This window comes from Arenimonas metalli CF5-1 (assembly GCF_000747155.1).
Lineage (GTDB): Bacteria > Pseudomonadota > Gammaproteobacteria > Xanthomonadales > Xanthomonadaceae > Arenimonas > Arenimonas metalli.
Map to the genome: position 1 here is coordinate 109487 of NZ_AVCK01000063.1, position 14679 is coordinate 124165.

Annotated in this window: 17 protein-coding genes; 9 read left to right on the forward strand and 8 right to left on the reverse strand. The window is 71.6% G+C overall.

Annotated features, from left to right (window positions below):
* Positions 1 to 313: 313 nt before the first annotated feature.
* The 6 genes from N787_RS14525 to N787_RS13505 all read left to right on the forward strand — a co-directional run bounded on the left by N787_RS14525 (position 314) and on the right by N787_RS13505 (position 5656).
* Positions 314 to 880 (forward strand): hypothetical protein, encoded by a 567-nt coding sequence (locus tag N787_RS14525; RefSeq protein ID WP_052575483.1) that lies wholly within the window; start codon positions 314 to 316, stop codon positions 878 to 880.
* 82 nt (positions 881 to 962) lie between these two features.
* The gene (locus N787_RS13485; RefSeq protein WP_034215196.1) at positions 963 to 1601 is read left to right on the forward strand and encodes a hypothetical protein; all 639 of its coding nucleotides are present in this window, start codon (positions 963 to 965) and stop codon (positions 1599 to 1601) included.
* Positions 1598 to 2059 (forward strand): hypothetical protein, encoded by a 462-nt coding sequence (locus N787_RS13490; protein ID WP_034215198.1) that lies wholly within the window; start codon positions 1598 to 1600, stop codon positions 2057 to 2059. The genes N787_RS13485 and N787_RS13490 overlap by 4 nt, the downstream gene beginning before the upstream one ends.
* A complete protein-coding gene (locus tag N787_RS13495; RefSeq protein WP_034215200.1) occupies positions 2059 to 2850 on the forward strand; it encodes a COG1361 family protein in 792 nt (263 codons plus the stop codon). Before N787_RS13490 ends, N787_RS13495 begins: the two co-directional genes overlap by 1 nt.
* The gene (locus N787_RS13500) at positions 2847 to 4832 is read left to right on the forward strand and encodes a carboxypeptidase-like regulatory domain-containing protein (protein WP_156969048.1); all 1986 of its coding nucleotides are present in this window, start codon (positions 2847 to 2849) and stop codon (positions 4830 to 4832) included. The genes N787_RS13495 and N787_RS13500 overlap by 4 nt, the downstream gene beginning before the upstream one ends.
* Positions 4829 to 5656, forward strand: a complete 828-nt coding sequence (locus N787_RS13505) for a hypothetical protein (RefSeq protein WP_034215204.1) — start codon at positions 4829 to 4831, stop codon at positions 5654 to 5656. Before N787_RS13500 ends, N787_RS13505 begins: the two co-directional genes overlap by 4 nt.
* Here N787_RS13505 and hutG read toward each other — a convergent pair.
* The 4 genes from hutG to N787_RS13525 all read right to left on the reverse strand — a co-directional run bounded on the left by hutG (position 5653) and on the right by N787_RS13525 (position 9587).
* Positions 5653 to 6438, reverse strand: coding sequence for an N-formylglutamate deformylase (gene hutG / locus N787_RS13510; RefSeq protein ID WP_034215206.1), 786 nt, complete (start codon positions 6436 to 6438; stop codon positions 5653 to 5655). The genes N787_RS13505 and hutG overlap by 4 nt on opposite strands.
* Positions 6435 to 7703, reverse strand: a complete 1269-nt coding sequence (locus N787_RS13515) for an NAD(P)/FAD-dependent oxidoreductase (protein ID WP_034215207.1) — start codon at positions 7701 to 7703, stop codon at positions 6435 to 6437. The genes hutG and N787_RS13515 overlap by 4 nt, the downstream gene beginning before the upstream one ends.
* Positions 7704 to 7737: 34 nt before the next feature.
* Positions 7738 to 8982 carry a DUF418 domain-containing protein gene (locus tag N787_RS13520; RefSeq protein WP_034215209.1) on the reverse strand — a complete coding sequence of 415 codons (1245 nt, stop codon included), beginning with the start codon at positions 8980 to 8982 and terminating at the stop codon, positions 7738 to 7740.
* Positions 8983 to 9107: 125 nt separating this feature from the next.
* The gene (locus N787_RS13525; protein ID WP_034215210.1) at positions 9108 to 9587 is read right to left on the reverse strand and encodes an FKBP-type peptidyl-prolyl cis-trans isomerase; all 480 of its coding nucleotides are present in this window, start codon (positions 9585 to 9587) and stop codon (positions 9108 to 9110) included.
* A gap of 37 nt (positions 9588 to 9624) precedes the next feature.
* Here N787_RS13525 and N787_RS13530 point away from each other — a divergent pair, with 37 nt between their 5' ends.
* Positions 9625 to 10227, forward strand: coding sequence for a C40 family peptidase (locus N787_RS13530; RefSeq protein WP_084590811.1), 603 nt, complete (start codon positions 9625 to 9627; stop codon positions 10225 to 10227).
* Here the strand turns inward: N787_RS13530 and N787_RS13535 are convergent.
* Genes N787_RS13535 through N787_RS13545 form a run of 3 tightly spaced genes read right to left on the reverse strand, consistent with a single transcriptional unit; the run spans position 10224 to position 11631 of the window.
* Positions 10224 to 10604, reverse strand: a complete 381-nt coding sequence (locus N787_RS13535) for a YbaN family protein (protein ID WP_425387882.1) — start codon at positions 10602 to 10604, stop codon at positions 10224 to 10226. The two genes, N787_RS13530 and N787_RS13535, sit on opposite strands and share 4 nt — an antisense overlap.
* Positions 10601 to 11086, reverse strand: coding sequence for an acyl-CoA thioesterase (locus tag N787_RS13540; RefSeq protein ID WP_034215212.1), 486 nt, complete (start codon positions 11084 to 11086; stop codon positions 10601 to 10603). Before N787_RS13540 ends, N787_RS13535 begins: the two co-directional genes overlap by 4 nt.
* Positions 11083 to 11631, reverse strand: coding sequence for a YkvA family protein (locus tag N787_RS13545; protein WP_034215214.1), 549 nt, complete (start codon positions 11629 to 11631; stop codon positions 11083 to 11085). Before N787_RS13545 ends, N787_RS13540 begins: the two co-directional genes overlap by 4 nt.
* A gap of 379 nt (positions 11632 to 12010) precedes the next feature.
* On the opposite strand from N787_RS13545, the gene N787_RS13550 reads away from it, so the two are divergent.
* Both N787_RS13550 and N787_RS14530 read left to right on the forward strand, forming a co-directional pair.
* Positions 12011 to 13324: a DEAD/DEAH box helicase gene (locus N787_RS13550; protein ID WP_052575484.1), complete on the forward strand. Its 1314-nt coding sequence runs from the start codon at positions 12011 to 12013 to the stop codon at positions 13322 to 13324.
* A gap of 235 nt (positions 13325 to 13559) precedes the next feature.
* The gene (locus tag N787_RS14530) at positions 13560 to 13952 is read left to right on the forward strand and encodes a hypothetical protein (protein WP_052575485.1); all 393 of its coding nucleotides are present in this window, start codon (positions 13560 to 13562) and stop codon (positions 13950 to 13952) included.
* 41 nt (positions 13953 to 13993) lie between these two features.
* Here the strand turns inward: N787_RS14530 and N787_RS13560 are convergent.
* Positions 13994 to 14679 (reverse strand): DMT family transporter (locus tag N787_RS13560; protein WP_034215217.1); only part of this gene is annotated, 686 nt, incomplete at its 5' end.

The following is a 14679-nucleotide window of genomic DNA, read 5'->3' on the forward strand; positions in this document are numbered from 1 at the left end:
AGTCTCCAGAAATGTGACGCACCGCGTCACATTCCGCGCCCGCTCGCTCCCGAAATGCCGCCGTTCGTCGGCCCCGACGGGCGGCGATGGCCGGTATCGCGCCCGGACTGCGTCGGCCGCGAACCTTCACAAATGTGACGGAATCGCCATTTCCGAGCTCCGCCCGAACGGGACCCGGCGCGGCGGCGCCGTTGGCACGCTTCCTGCTTCCACCCTCCTGCCCGCAACTGCGCGCCCCTGGTCGGCCCTCCGGCCCGGATTGTCCAGCCACACCAAACCAACGCCTTCCGGCGCTAACCAAGGAAACCGCATCATGAAGAACGTCCGTGCCATCCGAGGCCTTGCTCTGACCAGCCTGGCGTCCCTCGGCCTGATCGCTGTCACCCCCGCCTTCGCCGAGTCCGACTTCGACATCGGCACCGATCCGTCGGTCGCGGCCCGCGTCGACTTCGAGGTGGTGATCCCGCGCTTCATCTCGTTCCAGGTCGGCACCGCCGGCGCCAACGTGGACCTGGTCCAGTTCGACGTGGCCGATCCGAACAGCGGCACCGCGGTCGCCCGCAGCAACGGCGGCGCGCTCGACGTGGCCATCCTGGGCAACGTCGGCAACATCGAGATCACCACCACCACCACCCTGCTGCAGGATGCCGTGTCCGCCGACACCCTCGACTGGGCCGAGATCGACACCACCAGCACCGACGCCGTGAACCTGCCGGCCCCGGTCCTGGGCAATGGTCCGATCGCCGCCGTCACCGTCACCCCGACGGCCGGCCGCATCGTCAACCGCAGCACCACCTGGAGCTACGAGTACGCCAACTCGGCGCTGGTCGGCGCCGGTACCTACGAGGGTACCGTCACCTACACCGCCTCGGCCCCGTAATCCAGGACCGCCCCGGGCAAGCTTCCATCGCGGCGCCACCCTCCGGGGCGGCCCGCGATGGAGCCTCCCGAATCGCGCCGCCATGCCCTTCCCCGCCGCCCTCCGACGACTGCTGGTACTGGCCGCCCTGGCCTGGGCGCCGGGCGCCGCCGCCTACATCGTGCCGATCGATGCCGGCGACGAAGCGGTGTACCTGCGCGTCGGCGACGGCACCTTCGTCGGCACCTACGCCAACGGCGGCACCCCGGTGGAAGGCGTCACCGGCGCCATCAGCCGCGTCAGCGTCACCGTGCCCCAGGCCAGCGTCGGCAACGGCACGCCCCAGGTGATGAGCGCCAACGGGCGGCTCACCAGCGACTGGGACAACTTCCTGTTCTGCGAGCCCGGCCAGCTCTACATCGGCGGCTTCTACCGCCGGCCGAACAACGGCAACTTCAACGCCACCCTGAGCGTCACGGTGCCGGCCAACCTCGTCAACGAATCCGGCGACACCATCCCGATGTCGCAGCTGAGCTGGACCTCCAGCGGCAATGGCGACGGCGCCGCCGCGCAGCCGATCCCGTCGGGCAGCTTCAACCCGGGGACCACGCCGTTCCCGAGCGAGACCTTCCGCCGCAACACCTGGCGCGAAAGCTGCCTCACCTTCCGCTACGCCAACAGCGCCGTCGTGCCCGGCGGCACCTACACTGCGCGCGTCACCTTCACCCTGGCCTCGCCATGAGCCTTCGCATCCTCGCCACGCTGGCGGTCCTGCTCGCCCTGCTTCTGCCGGCCGGCGCACGGGCCGAGCGCATCGACGACAGCGGCACCCAGGTGCTGGGCAGCCTGGTGCGCCTGAAGTGGCAGAAGGCCGCGCCCCAGCCCGGCGAACCCAACCTGCTCGTCGGCCAGATCACCGTGCTGGTGCGCCTGGACATGTCTCCCTGGAAGGGCCGGCGTGGCCGCATCTACCACCAGCTGTCGCGCCAGGGGAACCCCGTCACCGTCAGCTGGACCACCCGCGGCGCGCTGCTGCCCGGCGAAGTGCGCGACGGCGAACGCACCCTCGTGTACGCCGGCCTGGTGACCCACGACCTGATCGAGGACACGTTCTTGCTCACGCTGACCGCCAACGCCGACCAGCTCTCGCGCCTGGAGCAGCTGGAATTCAGCTTCGAATTCGAGCCGGAGGGCGGCTGATGGACCTGCGCGCCTGGTTCCTGGCCGGCCTGGCCTGCATTGCCGCGGCGCCGTGGGCGGGCGCGGCCGCGCAGGGCTTCCAGGCGCAGATCTCGCCGCCCCGCTTCGAGGACACCGCCAAGCCAGGCACCGTGTATCGCAACGTGGTCGAGATCTCCAATGCCTCGCCCACGCCGATGCGCCTCACCGTCAGCACCGCGGACTGGGTGCTCGACGCCACCGGCACCGCGCAGTTCTCCGGGCCGCTGGCGCCGGGCAGCTGCCGCCCGTGGACGGCGCTGGAAGCCACCCAGCTCGAAGTGCCGCCGAACGGCCGCCGCCGCTTCCGGTTCGAAGTGCGCGTGCCCGCGGACGCGACCGACGGCCAGTGCCGCTTCGGCCTGATGTTCGAGGGCGAGCCGACCTCCGTCGAAGGCATCGCGCTGCCCGTCGCGGGGCGCATCGGCGTGATCGTCTACCTGGATATCGGCAACGCACGCGCGGAGCTCGAGATCGCGGGCACCGCCACCCAGGTCGTCGCCGGCCAGACCCTCCCCGTGATCTCGGTCCGCAACACCGGCAACGCACACGCCAGGCTCAACGGCCTGCTCGATGCCATCGACGCGGCGGGCGAGCGCTGGACGCTGCTGCCGGCGAGCTTGCCCATCCTTCCCGGCACCACCCGCGAGATCACGCTCACGCCCGTGGTCGCCGAGGGCGAACCGTCCACCCTCGCGTTCCCGGTGCGCATCACCGGGCGGCTGGATTGGCGGGACCTGCGCCTCGACGTCGACGCCAGCGCCGGCCAGTGAGCAACATCCCGGCGCCCGCCCGCTCTTGCCTGGCCGTGGGGCTGGCGATCTCGATCCTCGCGCTCGATGCCCAGGCGCGTCCGCTTGCGCAGTCCGCGGAGGAAGCCGCCTGGCAGGACCAGGTGATCGCGCCCGAGGACCTCGAACCGCTGCCTCCCGACGAGGACGCCGGCTTCGATGCCGACGGCCTGCCGCGCTCCTTCCGCATGGAGCTGCTGATGAGCCGCACCGAGCGCGGCGCGGAGACCTTCACCGAGACCGGCGCCAGCCTTGGCGGCTTCCGCGACACCGAGATGCACGGCACCTTCTCCCTCGACGCCACCGTGCAGCGCGCCGACGGCCGCCAGGGCCGGGACGCCGAATGGGGCGGCAAGGCCACGCTCTGGCAGCGCGGGCTGTACATGGACGGCGGCTGGCGCGCCAACAACGGCCTCGGCGTGCTCAACACGCCCTCGCCCGAGTTGCTCCGCCAGCAGTACCGCTTCTTCCTGCCCAGCGTGCCGTTCGCCGGCGCCAGCACCGAGTGGCTGCAGGGCCGCGACGACCTCCAGCTGCAGGCCTCGCTCGGCCGCGCCGGCGTCTTCAACGGTGCCCGGGTGGTGGGCTTCGAGCTCGCCGACGGCAACGTCGGCAGCGTCTCGGGCCAGTGGCGGCTCGACAGCCGCTGGCGGGCCGCGGCGTCCGTGCTCGCCACCGACGGCCGCATCGTGCCCGACGAACAGGGCGGCACCTTCTTCCAGGACGGCCGCACCCGCGCCCTGCATGCCGCGACCGGCTGGGACGACGGCCGCAACTCCGTCAACACCAACCTGCAGGCCAGCAACGGCGACTTCGGCAACGCCTGGGGCGCCTGGCTCGACGTGCAGCACGAGCGCGGGCGCTACACGCACAACTACGGCGCCTTCAACCTCCAGCCCGACCTGGCCTGGGGCGCGCAGCCGATCAACAACGACAACCGCGGCGCCTACTACCGCCTCAACTACCAGCACGCGCGCTGGACCTGGAACGCCGGCTTCGACCGCATCACCAGCATCAGCGGGGACACTTTCGACGGCTGGTACGGCACCGCGTTCGCGCGCTACCAGGCGAGCACCGCCACCGGCTACGGCGCCAGCGTGGCCCTGCGGGACGCCGGCGACAGCGATGCACTGGCGACCCAGCTGTTCCTGGATCGAACCAACCGGTGGGGCAACAGCCGCGCACAGCTGGAGTACGCCGGCAGCACCGGCGGCGCCAAGGACGACAGCTGGCAGCTGTCGCTGGACCAGTCGCTGCAGCTCCAGCAGGGCAAGCGCCTGACGCTGACCGCGGCCTACGGCGAACTGTCCTACGACGACCGTCCGGCCACCGGCACCTACTCGGTCGCGGCCTACGGCGGCATCGACCTCACCGATCGCCTGACGCTGGACGGCACCGCGCGCTGGACCCAGGGCGATGGCCCCGACGCCTTCCGCGGCGCCGACATCAACCTCAACCTGGCCTGGCGGGTCGCGAACCGCTGGTGGCTGGTGGCGACGCTCTATGAAAACCGCGGCTCGCGCCGCTCGCCCTTCGTGATCGACCCGCTGGCGACCGAGCAGCCCTTCGTGAACCTGCCCCGCGACCGGTCGGTGTTCCTGAGCCTGCGCTACGAGCGCCAGGCCGGCACCAGTGCCGCCGTGATCGGCGGCAACCCCGGCAGCGCCGCGGGCAGCGTGCAGGGCAGCGTGTTCCTGGACGAGAACGACGACGGCCAGCGCTCCGCGTCCGAGCTGCCGGCCGCCAACGTCACCGTGCTGCTCGATGGCCGCTTCGCGGTGCGCACGGACAGCCAGGGCAATTTCGAATTCCCGCGCGTGGCCGTCGGCAGCCACCAGGTCGAGGTCGTCCCCGACAACCTGCCCCTGCCCTGGTTCCTCGACGAACAGGCCGACCGGCGATCCATCGAGGTCGTCGTGCGGGAAACCACGCGCGTCGACATCGGCGCGAGGCGCCAGCGATGAACCACGACAAGACCTCCCTGCTGGTGCGGCTGATCGGCCTGGCGGTGGCCGCGGCGATCGCCGTGGGCCTGCAGGCCAGCGAGCGCGCCAGCGGCGGCGCCGATCTGTACGGCTATTCGCTGGTGGAAAGCCCGATGGGCCCGACCTGCGGCTACGACTACGTCGACCTGGGCGAGGATGCCGAAGTGCTGGCGCTGCGGCCCGGCCATCCGGCGGCCGCGAGCGACGATTTCGCCGCGGTGCTGCCGCTGGCCGAACCCTTCGAGTTCTACCAGCTGCCCAACGAGTCGCTGGTGGTGTCGTCCAACGGCTACCTGGCCGCCGCCGCTTCGCTGGCGCAGGAAGACGGCGCCGACTTCAGCAACGACTGCCGCCTGCCGGCGCGCGCCGACAACGCCGCGGCGGTACAGGACCGGGTCTACGTCTACCACGACGACCTGCGCGCGCAGGCCGGCGGCCACGTCCGCCACGCCTATTTCCCGGCCTGCCCGCGCGCGGCCGCGAGCGGCGAGGCCGAGCCCTGCACGGTGGTGGAGTGGAACCGCTTCGAGCGCGCCACGGCGCTGGAAAGCAGCCAGCCGCTGCGCGCGCAGGCGGTGCTCTACCACCGCAGCCACGCGATCGCGCTGCAGTACGCCTCGGTGGACGACAGCCGCGCGGCGCAGGCCACGATCGGGCTGCAGGGCCTGGACGGCCGCACCGCGCGCCTCGCCGGATGCGACCTGCCCGACCGCGTGAAGCCGCGCCAGGCGGTGTGCTTCTTCGACCCGCGCCACCGCCCGGCCGGCAGCCGGCGCCTCGTCGCCGGCGCGACGGCGCCCTAGCCGGCGGCGGACATCCCGGCGTTCAGCAGCGCCGACAGCAGCGGCTGCAGCGCCGCGGCCTTTCCTTCGTCGTAGCGCACCGCGTCCTCGTCCATGTACGTGGACTGCGCCAGCTCGAGCTGCACCGCGTCCACGCCCTGCGCCGGGCGACCGTAGTGCCGGGTGATGTAGCCGCCCTTGAAGCGGCCGTTGGCCACCCACGAATAGTCCGCCTGCGCCGCCAGCACCGCCTCCAGGCGTGCCTGCACCCCGGGCGCGCAGCTGCTGCCGGCGGCGGTGCCCAGGTTGAGGTCGGGCAGCCGGCCTTCGAACAGGAAGGGCACGGTGCCTCGGATCGAATGGCCTTCCCACAGCAGCACGCGGCCGTGGCGTTCGCGCAGGCGCGCGAGCTCCTCCGCCAGCGCAACGTGATACGGGCGCCAGTAAGTCTCGACGCGCGCCTGCACTTCGTCCGCGCCGGGTGCCTGGCCCGGCAGGTAGACCGGCTCGCCGTCGAAGCGCACCGCCGGGCACAGGCCGGTGGTGTTCTGCCCCGGGTAAAGCGACACGTCATCGGGGGGACGATTGAGGTCCACCACGTAGCGCGAGTACCGCGGCACCAGCACCGACGCGCCCAGTTCGCGCGCGAAGGCGTAGAGGCGGCTGACGAACCAGTCGGTGTCAGGCACCGCGCGCGCCGCGGGCTGCAGCCGCGCCGCGATGTCGGCGGGCACTTCGATGCCGTCGTGCGGCAGGCTCACCAGCAGCGGTAAGTCGCCGCGGTGCAGGGTGCAGGCGCTCATGCGCCGCGGCCCGGAAAGCGCGAGGGCGCGTAGGGCGCCGGGTCGATCGGCGGCGACCGGCCCAGCATCAGGTCGGCCACCAGCCGCCCGGTGCCCGCGGCCATGCCCATGCCCATCATGCCGTGGCCGGTGGCCAGCCACAGGTTGCTGTGCTTGGGCGAGCGGCCCAGCAGCGGCAGGTCGTCCACGCTCATCGGACGCCAGCCGCACCAGGTCTCGCGCCTGGCGCCGCCCGGCGGCGACGCCAGGTACTCGGCCGCGCCGCGCTCGAGCGCAGCGAGCCGGGTTTCGTTCAGGCGATCGTCGTAGCCGCTGAATTCCATCGTGCTGCCCAGCCGGAAGCCATCGTCCCAGGCGGTGACGCAGACGCTGCGCTCCTTGAGCACCAGCGGCCGGCGCGGCACCACCGCGGGGCGATCGTAGGTGATCGAATAGCCCTTGCCGGGCTGCACCGGGATGTCGAGCCCGAGCATCTGGCCAAAGCGCGGCGACCACGCGCCCATCGCCAGCAGCACCTTGCCGCCGCTGCGCCGGCCTTCGCTGGTCTGCACCGCCTCGATGCCGTTGCGGCCGCGCTCGAGGCCGCCCACCAGCACGCCTTCCTCGATCACGCCGCCGGCCTCGCGCACGATACGCGCCAGCTCGGCGGTGTAGCGGTCGGGGCGCACCTGGGCGTCGCCCGGGAAATGGATGGCGCCGGCCATCCCGGGCTTCAGGGCGGGCTCGTCGGCCGCGAGCGCGGCGCCGTCGAGCACGCGGGCCGGGATGCCCAGCTCGGCCAGGAGGCCGAGGTCGCGCTGCTGCTTCTCCAGCGCGCGCGCGCTGCGGAAGACGTAGTGGAAACCCGAGGCCTCGAAGCCGCAGTCCAGGCCCTGGCCATAGACGAGGTCTTCGGTGAGCGCGCGCGAGAGGTTGAGCAAGGCGCCCTTGGCCACGCCGCTCTGGCGCCAGTCGGCGGCGTTGCAGCGGCCGGCCACCCGCATCAGCCAGCGCATCAGCGCCGGGTCCCAGCGCGGCTTGATGTAGAGCGGCGCCGACGGGCTGAGCATCCAGCGCAGCGCCTGCCCCACCATGCCCGGCGCCGCCAGCGGCGGCGCGTGGCTGGGCGTGAGCGTGCCGCAGTTGCCCCACGAGGCTCCGCCGCCGACCCGCCCCTGGTCGAGGATGCGCACCGAGCGGCCCTCGGCCAGCAGGTAGTGCGCGCAGGCCAGGCCGATCACGCCACCGCCCAGGATCAGGACATCCGCATCGCCGCTCTCGTTCATGCCGCTAGTTTACCCGCCGGCCCGGGGCCGCCCGTCAACGCCGCATCGGCGGCAGCCGCAGGTAGGTGGCCGCCCGCCAGAGCCATTCCATCGGCCCCATCCGGAAGCGGGCCAGCCAGGCCTGGCTCAGGACCACCTGCACGGCGAAGAACGCGACCACGAACGGCACCTGCCAGGCGCGCGGCAGCTGCTCGAAATACCCCAGCCCCCAGCCCGAGAAGATCCAGGAGCACACCAGCGACTGCAGCAGGTAGTTGGTCAGCGCCATCCGGCCGGCGGGCGCCAGCCACATCAGCCGCGGCGCCAGCGACGAGCGCAGGCCGCGCAGGATCCAGGCCAGGTAGCCCAGCGCCATCAGCGTGCCGCCCAGGGTGAACAGGCCCATCGCCGCCGTCACCGGCAGGTCGGAGCGGGTGAAATCCATGTAAGGCGTGATGGCGCAGGAGGCCAGCACCATCGCCAGCCCCACCGGCAGCGCCACCCAGCGCAGCTTCCAGTAAAACGGCTCGAAGGCCTCGGGCCGCGCGATCGCGCCGCTGCGCACGAACCACGCGCCCAGCAGGAACAGGCCCAGGATCTGCCAGCCCATGAACACCAGGTAGCCCAGCATCTGCACCAGGTCCTCCCGCCGCTGCGCCACCGCCTCGGCCCAGGTGCCGAAGCCGTAGGCCTGCCGCTGCGCCTCGAGCTCGGCGGCCATCGCGACGCCTTGCTCGGCCATGGCCGCCTCCATCGAGGCCGCGCCCGCGGGGGTGAGCATGAGCATCGTCACCAGGCTGCCGATCAGCACGAAGAAGATCGACGGCGCCAGGATGAAGGCAATGCCCCACTTGGGCAGGCGCGACACCGGGGTGCGCCGGAACAGGAACATCAGGGGGAAGGCCAGCAGCGCGTACGACACCAGCACGTCGCCGCTCCAGACCAGCAGGGCGTGCGCGAGGCCGATCGCCAGCAGCGCCAGGATGCGGCGCAAATAGACCGGCAGGAACGCGCGCCCGTCCGCCTCGGCCCGCATCATCATCACCGCGAAGCCCATGCCGAACAGCATCGAGAACAGCGGGTAGAACTTGCCCTGCACGAGGACGTAGACCGCGGCGTCGGCCCAGCGGTCGGCGCCGGCCAGCGCCGGGTTCACGCCGGTCATGGCGGCCTGCAGCGGCGCCACCATGCCCTCGATGTTCATCAGCAGGATGCCCAGCAGCGCGAAGCCGCGCAGCACGTCCATGGCGTCGATCCGCCCGTTCGCGGCAAGGAGGTCGGGCGGCAGCGGATCGGACATGCGGGGCACTCGCGGGCGGGGGGATGGCCCGATCATCCGGCCAGCCCGCCGCGGCCGCAAGCCGCCCGGAAACGAAACGGGGCCCGCCGAAGCGGGCCCCGCGGGTCAGCCGGTGGCCGTGCGCGTCAGTGCTGCACGCCGCCGTCGCCGTGCACGTGGCCGTGCTCGATCTCGACCGGCTCGGCCTCGCGCACGTCGACGATCTCGACTTCGAAATTGAGCGTCTTGCCCGCCATCGGGTGGTTCAGGTCCACGTCCACCACGGTGGCGCCGACCTTGACCACGGTGACCGCGCGCGGACCCATGTTGGTGCCCAGCACGACCTGCTGGCCCGGCTGCAGGCGGGTTTCGCGGAAGTGCTTCTTGGGCACGCGCTGGACGAAGCCCTCGCGGCGCTCGCCGTAGGCCTGGTCCGGGGTGACGGTGGCTTCGAAGCTGTCGCCGGCGGCTTTGTCCATCATCGCGGCCTCGAGGCCCGGGATGATGTTGCCGGCGCCGATCAGCACGGCCAGCGGCTCGCGATCCTTGGACGTCTCGCTCGGCGGCTGGCCGACTTCGGACACGGTGTAGTGGAAACGGACGACGCGGTTCTTCTCGATCTTCATTTTGGTTCCGGGTTGGGCCGGTGACGCGACCGGCGGGATGGGGCACACTCGGCCCGTGACAGCGAGCGCGCATTATCCCGGCCACCCCCGCCCGGCGCCAGTTCCCCGGAACGGCGGCCTTCCGCCGGCGACACCGCTGCTTCGTGGCCTCTGGCTCGCGTCCCTGCTGGCGCTGGCGGCCTGCTCCTCCGGCCCCAGGCGCCCTGATGCACCTGCCCGCGTGGCCGCGCCCGCGATCCGCGTGGTGGACGTGGCCCCGGCCGACCCGATGCGGGCCAACGACGTGCTGATGCGCGCGCTGGGCCTGGTCGGCACGCCCTACCGCTGGGGCGGCAACACGCCGGCCGGCGGCTTCGACTGCAGCGGCCTGGTCGGCTTCGTGTTCCGCGACGCGGCCCGGCTCGACCTGCCCCGCACCACCCGCGAGATCGCCCAGGTCCGCGCCGACAAGCCGCCGCGCGACCGGCTGGCACCGGGCGACCTGGTGCTGTTCGGCAAGCCCACCTTCCACGTCGGCATCTACGTCGGCGAAGGCCGCTTCGTGCACGCCCCCAGCACCGGCGGCACCGTGCGCCTCGACCGCCTCGACGGCCCCTACTGGGGCCGCCACTACGACGGCGCGCGGCGCCTGCTGGACTAAGCCGCAGGCTCAGGCCGAAGCCAGAGCCAGGTTCCGACGATGGCCATGATTCCTGTGCCAAGGGCGGCCATCCACCACTTCGGGGCGGTCAGGAAGAAGATCACGGCGCATACGGCCATGCTGCCGATCGCCCACTGCTTGGCGCGCCGGCTGACCGAGCCGGTGGCCTGCCAGTCGCGGATCATCGGGCCGTACAGGCGATGCGCGAGCAGCCAGGCGTGCAGGCGGTCCGAGCCGCGCGCCGCGGCATAGGCCGCCAGCAGCACGAGCGGCGTGGTCGGGAGGCCCGGCAGGAAGATGCCGACGATGCCCAGGCCCAGCGCCGCATAGGCCAGCAGCAGCCACAGCCAGCGCCGGGCGCGGCGGCCCAGGCTCATTCGGCGCGCAGGCCCGCCACGGCCTGCTCGATGTCCTTGCTCAGCGCCATCACCTTCAGCGCGTACTCGGCCAGCCGCTGGTCGTCGGGATCGGTGGGGCGCCAGGGCGGCACGCTGGCGGGCTTGCCCTCGACGCCATCAAGCGCCACGAAGACGATGACGCAGTGCGTGCAAAGGCGGTCGCCGCCGTCCTGCATCGGGTCGCGGGCGCGCACGTCCACCGCGAAATGCATGCTCGAGGTGCCGGTGTAGACGAGCTTCGCGGTCACGGTGACGAGGTCGGAGGTGCGGATCGGCGCGACGAAGCGGATGCCGCCCACGGCCACCGTGACGCTGTAGCGGCCGCTCCAGCCGACCGCGGCGGCGTAGCCGACCTGGTCGATCCACTTCATCACCACGCCGCCGTGGACCTTGCCGCCGTAGTTGACGTCGGTGGGCTCGGCCAGGAAGCGGAACGTCAGTTCGCGCTGTTCACCGCTCATGCCGGGGCTCCCGAAGTGGCGCCCGCGACGGCGTCGCACACCGCGCGCTGGCGCATGCGTTCGTGCAGGCGGTCGCGGTGCCCGGCCAGTTCGCGGGCCAGGCCGATGCGGCCGGTGGCGTCGGCCGCGGCCGGCTGCGACTCGCGCACGCCGCGGAACTCCGCGTAGGCCTCCAGCACGTGCCGGCTGCGCTGCAGCAGCAGCTCGAGCATGATCGCGTCGTCGAGCAGGCCGATCACCGCCACGTCGTCCGGGATCATGTCCTCCGGGTCGCTGAAGTAGGCCAGCAGCCTCAGCAGCTCGGCCCGTTCGACCTGGGGCAGCGACCAGGCCTCGTCCTCGAGCATCTCGATCAGCTGGACCACCGACAGCAGGGTCTTGCGGATGTAGCCCGGGGCGCAGGCGATCGGCAGGGTCTCGAGCGCGTGGCGGGCGGCGGCGACGATGTCGCACTCGTCGGCGCAGGCCACCCGCCGCTCGGCCCGGGCCAGGGCCTCGTGGAAGCGTTCGATGTCGCCGGGTTCGAGTTCGAAGGTGATCTTCACGCCGCAATCCTACTTCACGCCACCGCCCCCTGTGGGAGGGACCGTAGGAGGGCCTTCAGGCCCGAAGCTTTTCGCCAAAAGGCTTCGGGCCTGAAGGCCCTCCTACAGGGGGCGGGATGAACGCGGGGTTCAGCGGCGCTGGCCGAACCCCCCGGTTTCGCGTAGCATCTGCCCCGTTTGCTGCACGGCTGACCGTTTTCCCCCGGTATGCCCGCCACCCAGGCCCCGAGCGCTGCTCGCCCTGCGTCTGGCCCCACTCCGCACGCCTTTCGCTGCGCAAACCCGTCAGGACCGCTTCGGTACCTGCCGTAAAACCAGCTTCACCAGCTCGCAGCGCGGTTTCAGGGAACGCTCCGGGTTACACGAACGGAGTACAACCATGTCTTTTGAAACCCTTGGGCTCGCGCCCGAGATCACCCGTGCGCTGGCCGAACTCGGCTACGCCAACCCCACCCCGATCCAGGCCGAAGCGATCCCGCTGGTCATGGCCGGCAACGACCTGATGGGCGGCGCCCAGACCGGCACCGGCAAGACCGCCGCGTTCTCGCTGCCCCTGCTGCACCGCCTGGCCCAGGCCGGCCCGATGTCCGGCCCGCGCAAGCCGCGCGCGCTGGTGCTGGTGCCGACCCGCGAGCTGGCCGTGCAGGTGTTCGACAGCCTGCGCGCCTACGGCAAGCACCTGCGCCTGAACAGCACCACCATCTACGGTGGCGCCGGCATGCAGCCGCAGATCGACGCGCTGCGTCGCGGCGTCGACATCCTGGTGGCCACCCCGGGCCGCCTGCTCGACCATCTCGAGCGCCGCAGCGTGGACCTCTCGCACGTCGAGATCCTGGTGCTGGACGAAGCCGACCGCATGCTCGACATGGGCTTCCTGCCCGCGATCAAGCGCGTGATGGCCAAGATCCCGTCGCGCCGCCAGACCCTGCTGTTCTCGGCGACCTTCGAGGACGCGATCAAGAAGCTGGCGATGGAATTCCTGCGCGAGCCGAAGGAAGTGCAGGTCTCGGTCCGCAACGCGGTCGCCACCAACGTCACCCACATCGTGCACCCGGTGGACGCGAGCCGTAAGCGCGACCTGCTGCTCGAGATCCTGTCCAAGCGCTACCAGGACCAGGTGCTCGTGTTCGGCCGCACCAAGCACGGCTGCAACCGCCTGTCGGAGCAGCTGGACAAGGCCGGCATCAACTCGGTCGCCATCCACGGCAACAAGAGCCAGGCCCAGCGCCTCAAGGCCCTGAAGGACTTCAAGTCCGGCAAGGCCCGCGTGCTGGTCGCCACCGACGTCGCCGCGCGCGGCCTCGACATCCCGCTGCTGCCGATGGTCATCAATTTCGACCTGCCGATGGTCGCGGAAGACTACGTGCACCGCATCGGCCGCACCGGCCGCGCCGGCGCGTCCGGCGAGGCGATCTCGCTGGTCTCGCACGACGAGGGCGGCCTGCTGCGCGCGATCCAGCGCGTGCTGAAGGCCGACATCGAGATGGTTGAAGTCGAGGGCTACTCGCCGCAGCGCCCGATCCGCATGGGCAACGACGCCCCGTCGGGCCGTCCGGCCGGCGGCCAGCGTCCGCCGCAGCGCCACGCGCGCCGCCCGCACGTCAACAACGGCGAGCGCCACGCGCACGCGGGCCCGAAGAGCCCGCGCGACGGCGGCCGCGGCCGAGGCGGCGAGGCCCGCACCGCGCGCTGATCCGGCGCCGCGTTGCCAAGGAAAGGGCCGCCTCGCGCGGCCCTTTTTCTTTTTTAGCCACGGATGAACACGGATGAACACCGCTAGGGCAAAGGCGGGAATTTGAGCCGCCGGGACTCAGTCTTCATTCGCTTTATCCGTGTTCATCTGTGTTCATCCGTGGCTAAAAAACGCTCTGCTTGCGTCCGGACCCGCGCAGGCAGAAGCTTTGGCCATACAACGGGGAGGGGCGGACATGGTGCGGAGCATCCTGGCGGTGTTGGCGGGCATCCTGGTGATGGGGATCACCGTGGCGGCGGTGCAGTGGCTGGGGCATTCGCTGTACCCGCCGCCGCCGGGCATCGACCCGACCGACCATGACGCGATGGTCGCGCTCATCTCGCAGATGCCGAAGATGGCGCTGGGCATGGTGCTGGTCGCTTACGCCTTCGGCACCTTCCTCGGCGCCTTCACCGCCACCACGATCAGCCGCGCGCACAAGCGCGGCGTCGCGATCGTGGTCGGCGTGGTGATGCTGGCCCTGGTGACCCTGAACTTCTCGGTGATCCCGCATCCGGCGTGGATGGTGGTGGCTGGGCTGGCCATCCCGATCCCCTTCGCCCTGCTCGGCTGGCGCCTGGCCCGCTAAGAAAAAAGGGGTCAGAGTAAATATTCGTTTGAAACGAATATTTACTCTGACCCCTTTTTGGCGCGGACGCTGAGCCAGGCGCCGAGCAGCAGGAGGGCGACCGCGACGGCCTGCGTCCAGTGCGGTGTCGCCTGGCCGAAGGCGAGCAGCAGGCCGGTCGAGAGCAGCGGCGCCGCGTAGGACAGCGTGCCCAGCACCGCGATGTCGCCGCGCTTGGTGCCGATGTCCCAGAGCCAGAAGGCGATGCCGGTCGGTCCCAGGCCCAGCAGCAGGATCAGCGCGCCCTGCCCCGCCGTGGGCAGCACCGTGGTTTCCAGCGCGAGATGCGCGATGCCGCCCAGTACGCCCACCGCCAGGCACGAGCCCGCCATCGCGGCGCTGGGCACCGCTTCGAACCGACGGTTGAGCACCGAATACAGCGCCCACACCAGCGCCGCGCCAAGCGCCGCCGCGTAGCCGGGCAGGTGCGAGGGATCGACCTGCACCCGCCCGCCGCGCGTCACCAGCAACACCGCGGCCGCGAGCCCGAGCGCGGTGCCCAGCCACTGCCCGGCGCGGACCCGCGCACCGCCGAACAGCGCGGCAAACACCACGATCAGCAGCGGCCACAGGTAGTTGATCAGGTTGGCCTCCACCGCCGGCGCATTCTTCAGCGCGATGAAGTAAAGCGCGTGGTAGCCGAACAGCGCCGCGATGCCCAGCGCGCCGGCGGCCAGCGGCTGCCGCA

Bases quoted from the DNA above. Each gene is read 5' to 3' on its own strand.
- N787_RS13530 (WP_084590811.1), top strand. From the start codon at position 9,625: ATGGGGCACACTCGGCCCGTGACAGCGAGCGCGCATTATCCCGGCCAC.
- N787_RS13520 (WP_034215209.1), bottom strand. From the start codon at position 8,982: ATGTCCGATCCGCTGCCGCCCGACCTCCTTGCCGCGAACGGGCGGATC.
- hutG (WP_034215206.1), bottom strand. From the start codon at position 6,438: ATGAGCGCCTGCACCCTGCACCGCGGCGACTTACCGCTGCTGGTGAGC.
- N787_RS13525 (WP_034215210.1), bottom strand. From the start codon at position 9,587: ATGAAGATCGAGAAGAACCGCGTCGTCCGTTTCCACTACACCGTGTCC.
- N787_RS13535 (WP_425387882.1), bottom strand. From the start codon at position 10,604: ATGAGCCTGGGCCGCCGCGCCCGGCGCTGGCTGTGGCTGCTGCTGGCC.
- N787_RS13505 (WP_034215204.1), top strand. From the start codon at position 4,829: ATGAACCACGACAAGACCTCCCTGCTGGTGCGGCTGATCGGCCTGGCG.
- N787_RS14530 (WP_052575485.1), top strand. From the start codon at position 13,560: ATGGTGCGGAGCATCCTGGCGGTGTTGGCGGGCATCCTGGTGATGGGG.
- N787_RS13490 (WP_034215198.1), top strand. From the start codon at position 1,598: ATGAGCCTTCGCATCCTCGCCACGCTGGCGGTCCTGCTCGCCCTGCTT.
- N787_RS14525 (WP_052575483.1), top strand. From the start codon at position 314: ATGAAGAACGTCCGTGCCATCCGAGGCCTTGCTCTGACCAGCCTGGCG.
- N787_RS13485 (WP_034215196.1), top strand. From the start codon at position 963: ATGCCCTTCCCCGCCGCCCTCCGACGACTGCTGGTACTGGCCGCCCTG.
- N787_RS13515 (WP_034215207.1), bottom strand. From the start codon at position 7,703: ATGAACGAGAGCGGCGATGCGGATGTCCTGATCCTGGGCGGTGGCGTG.
- N787_RS13540 (WP_034215212.1), bottom strand. From the start codon at position 11,086: ATGAGCGGTGAACAGCGCGAACTGACGTTCCGCTTCCTGGCCGAGCCC.
- N787_RS13495 (WP_034215200.1), top strand. From the start codon at position 2,059: ATGGACCTGCGCGCCTGGTTCCTGGCCGGCCTGGCCTGCATTGCCGCG.
- N787_RS13550 (WP_052575484.1), top strand. From the start codon at position 12,011: ATGTCTTTTGAAACCCTTGGGCTCGCGCCCGAGATCACCCGTGCGCTG.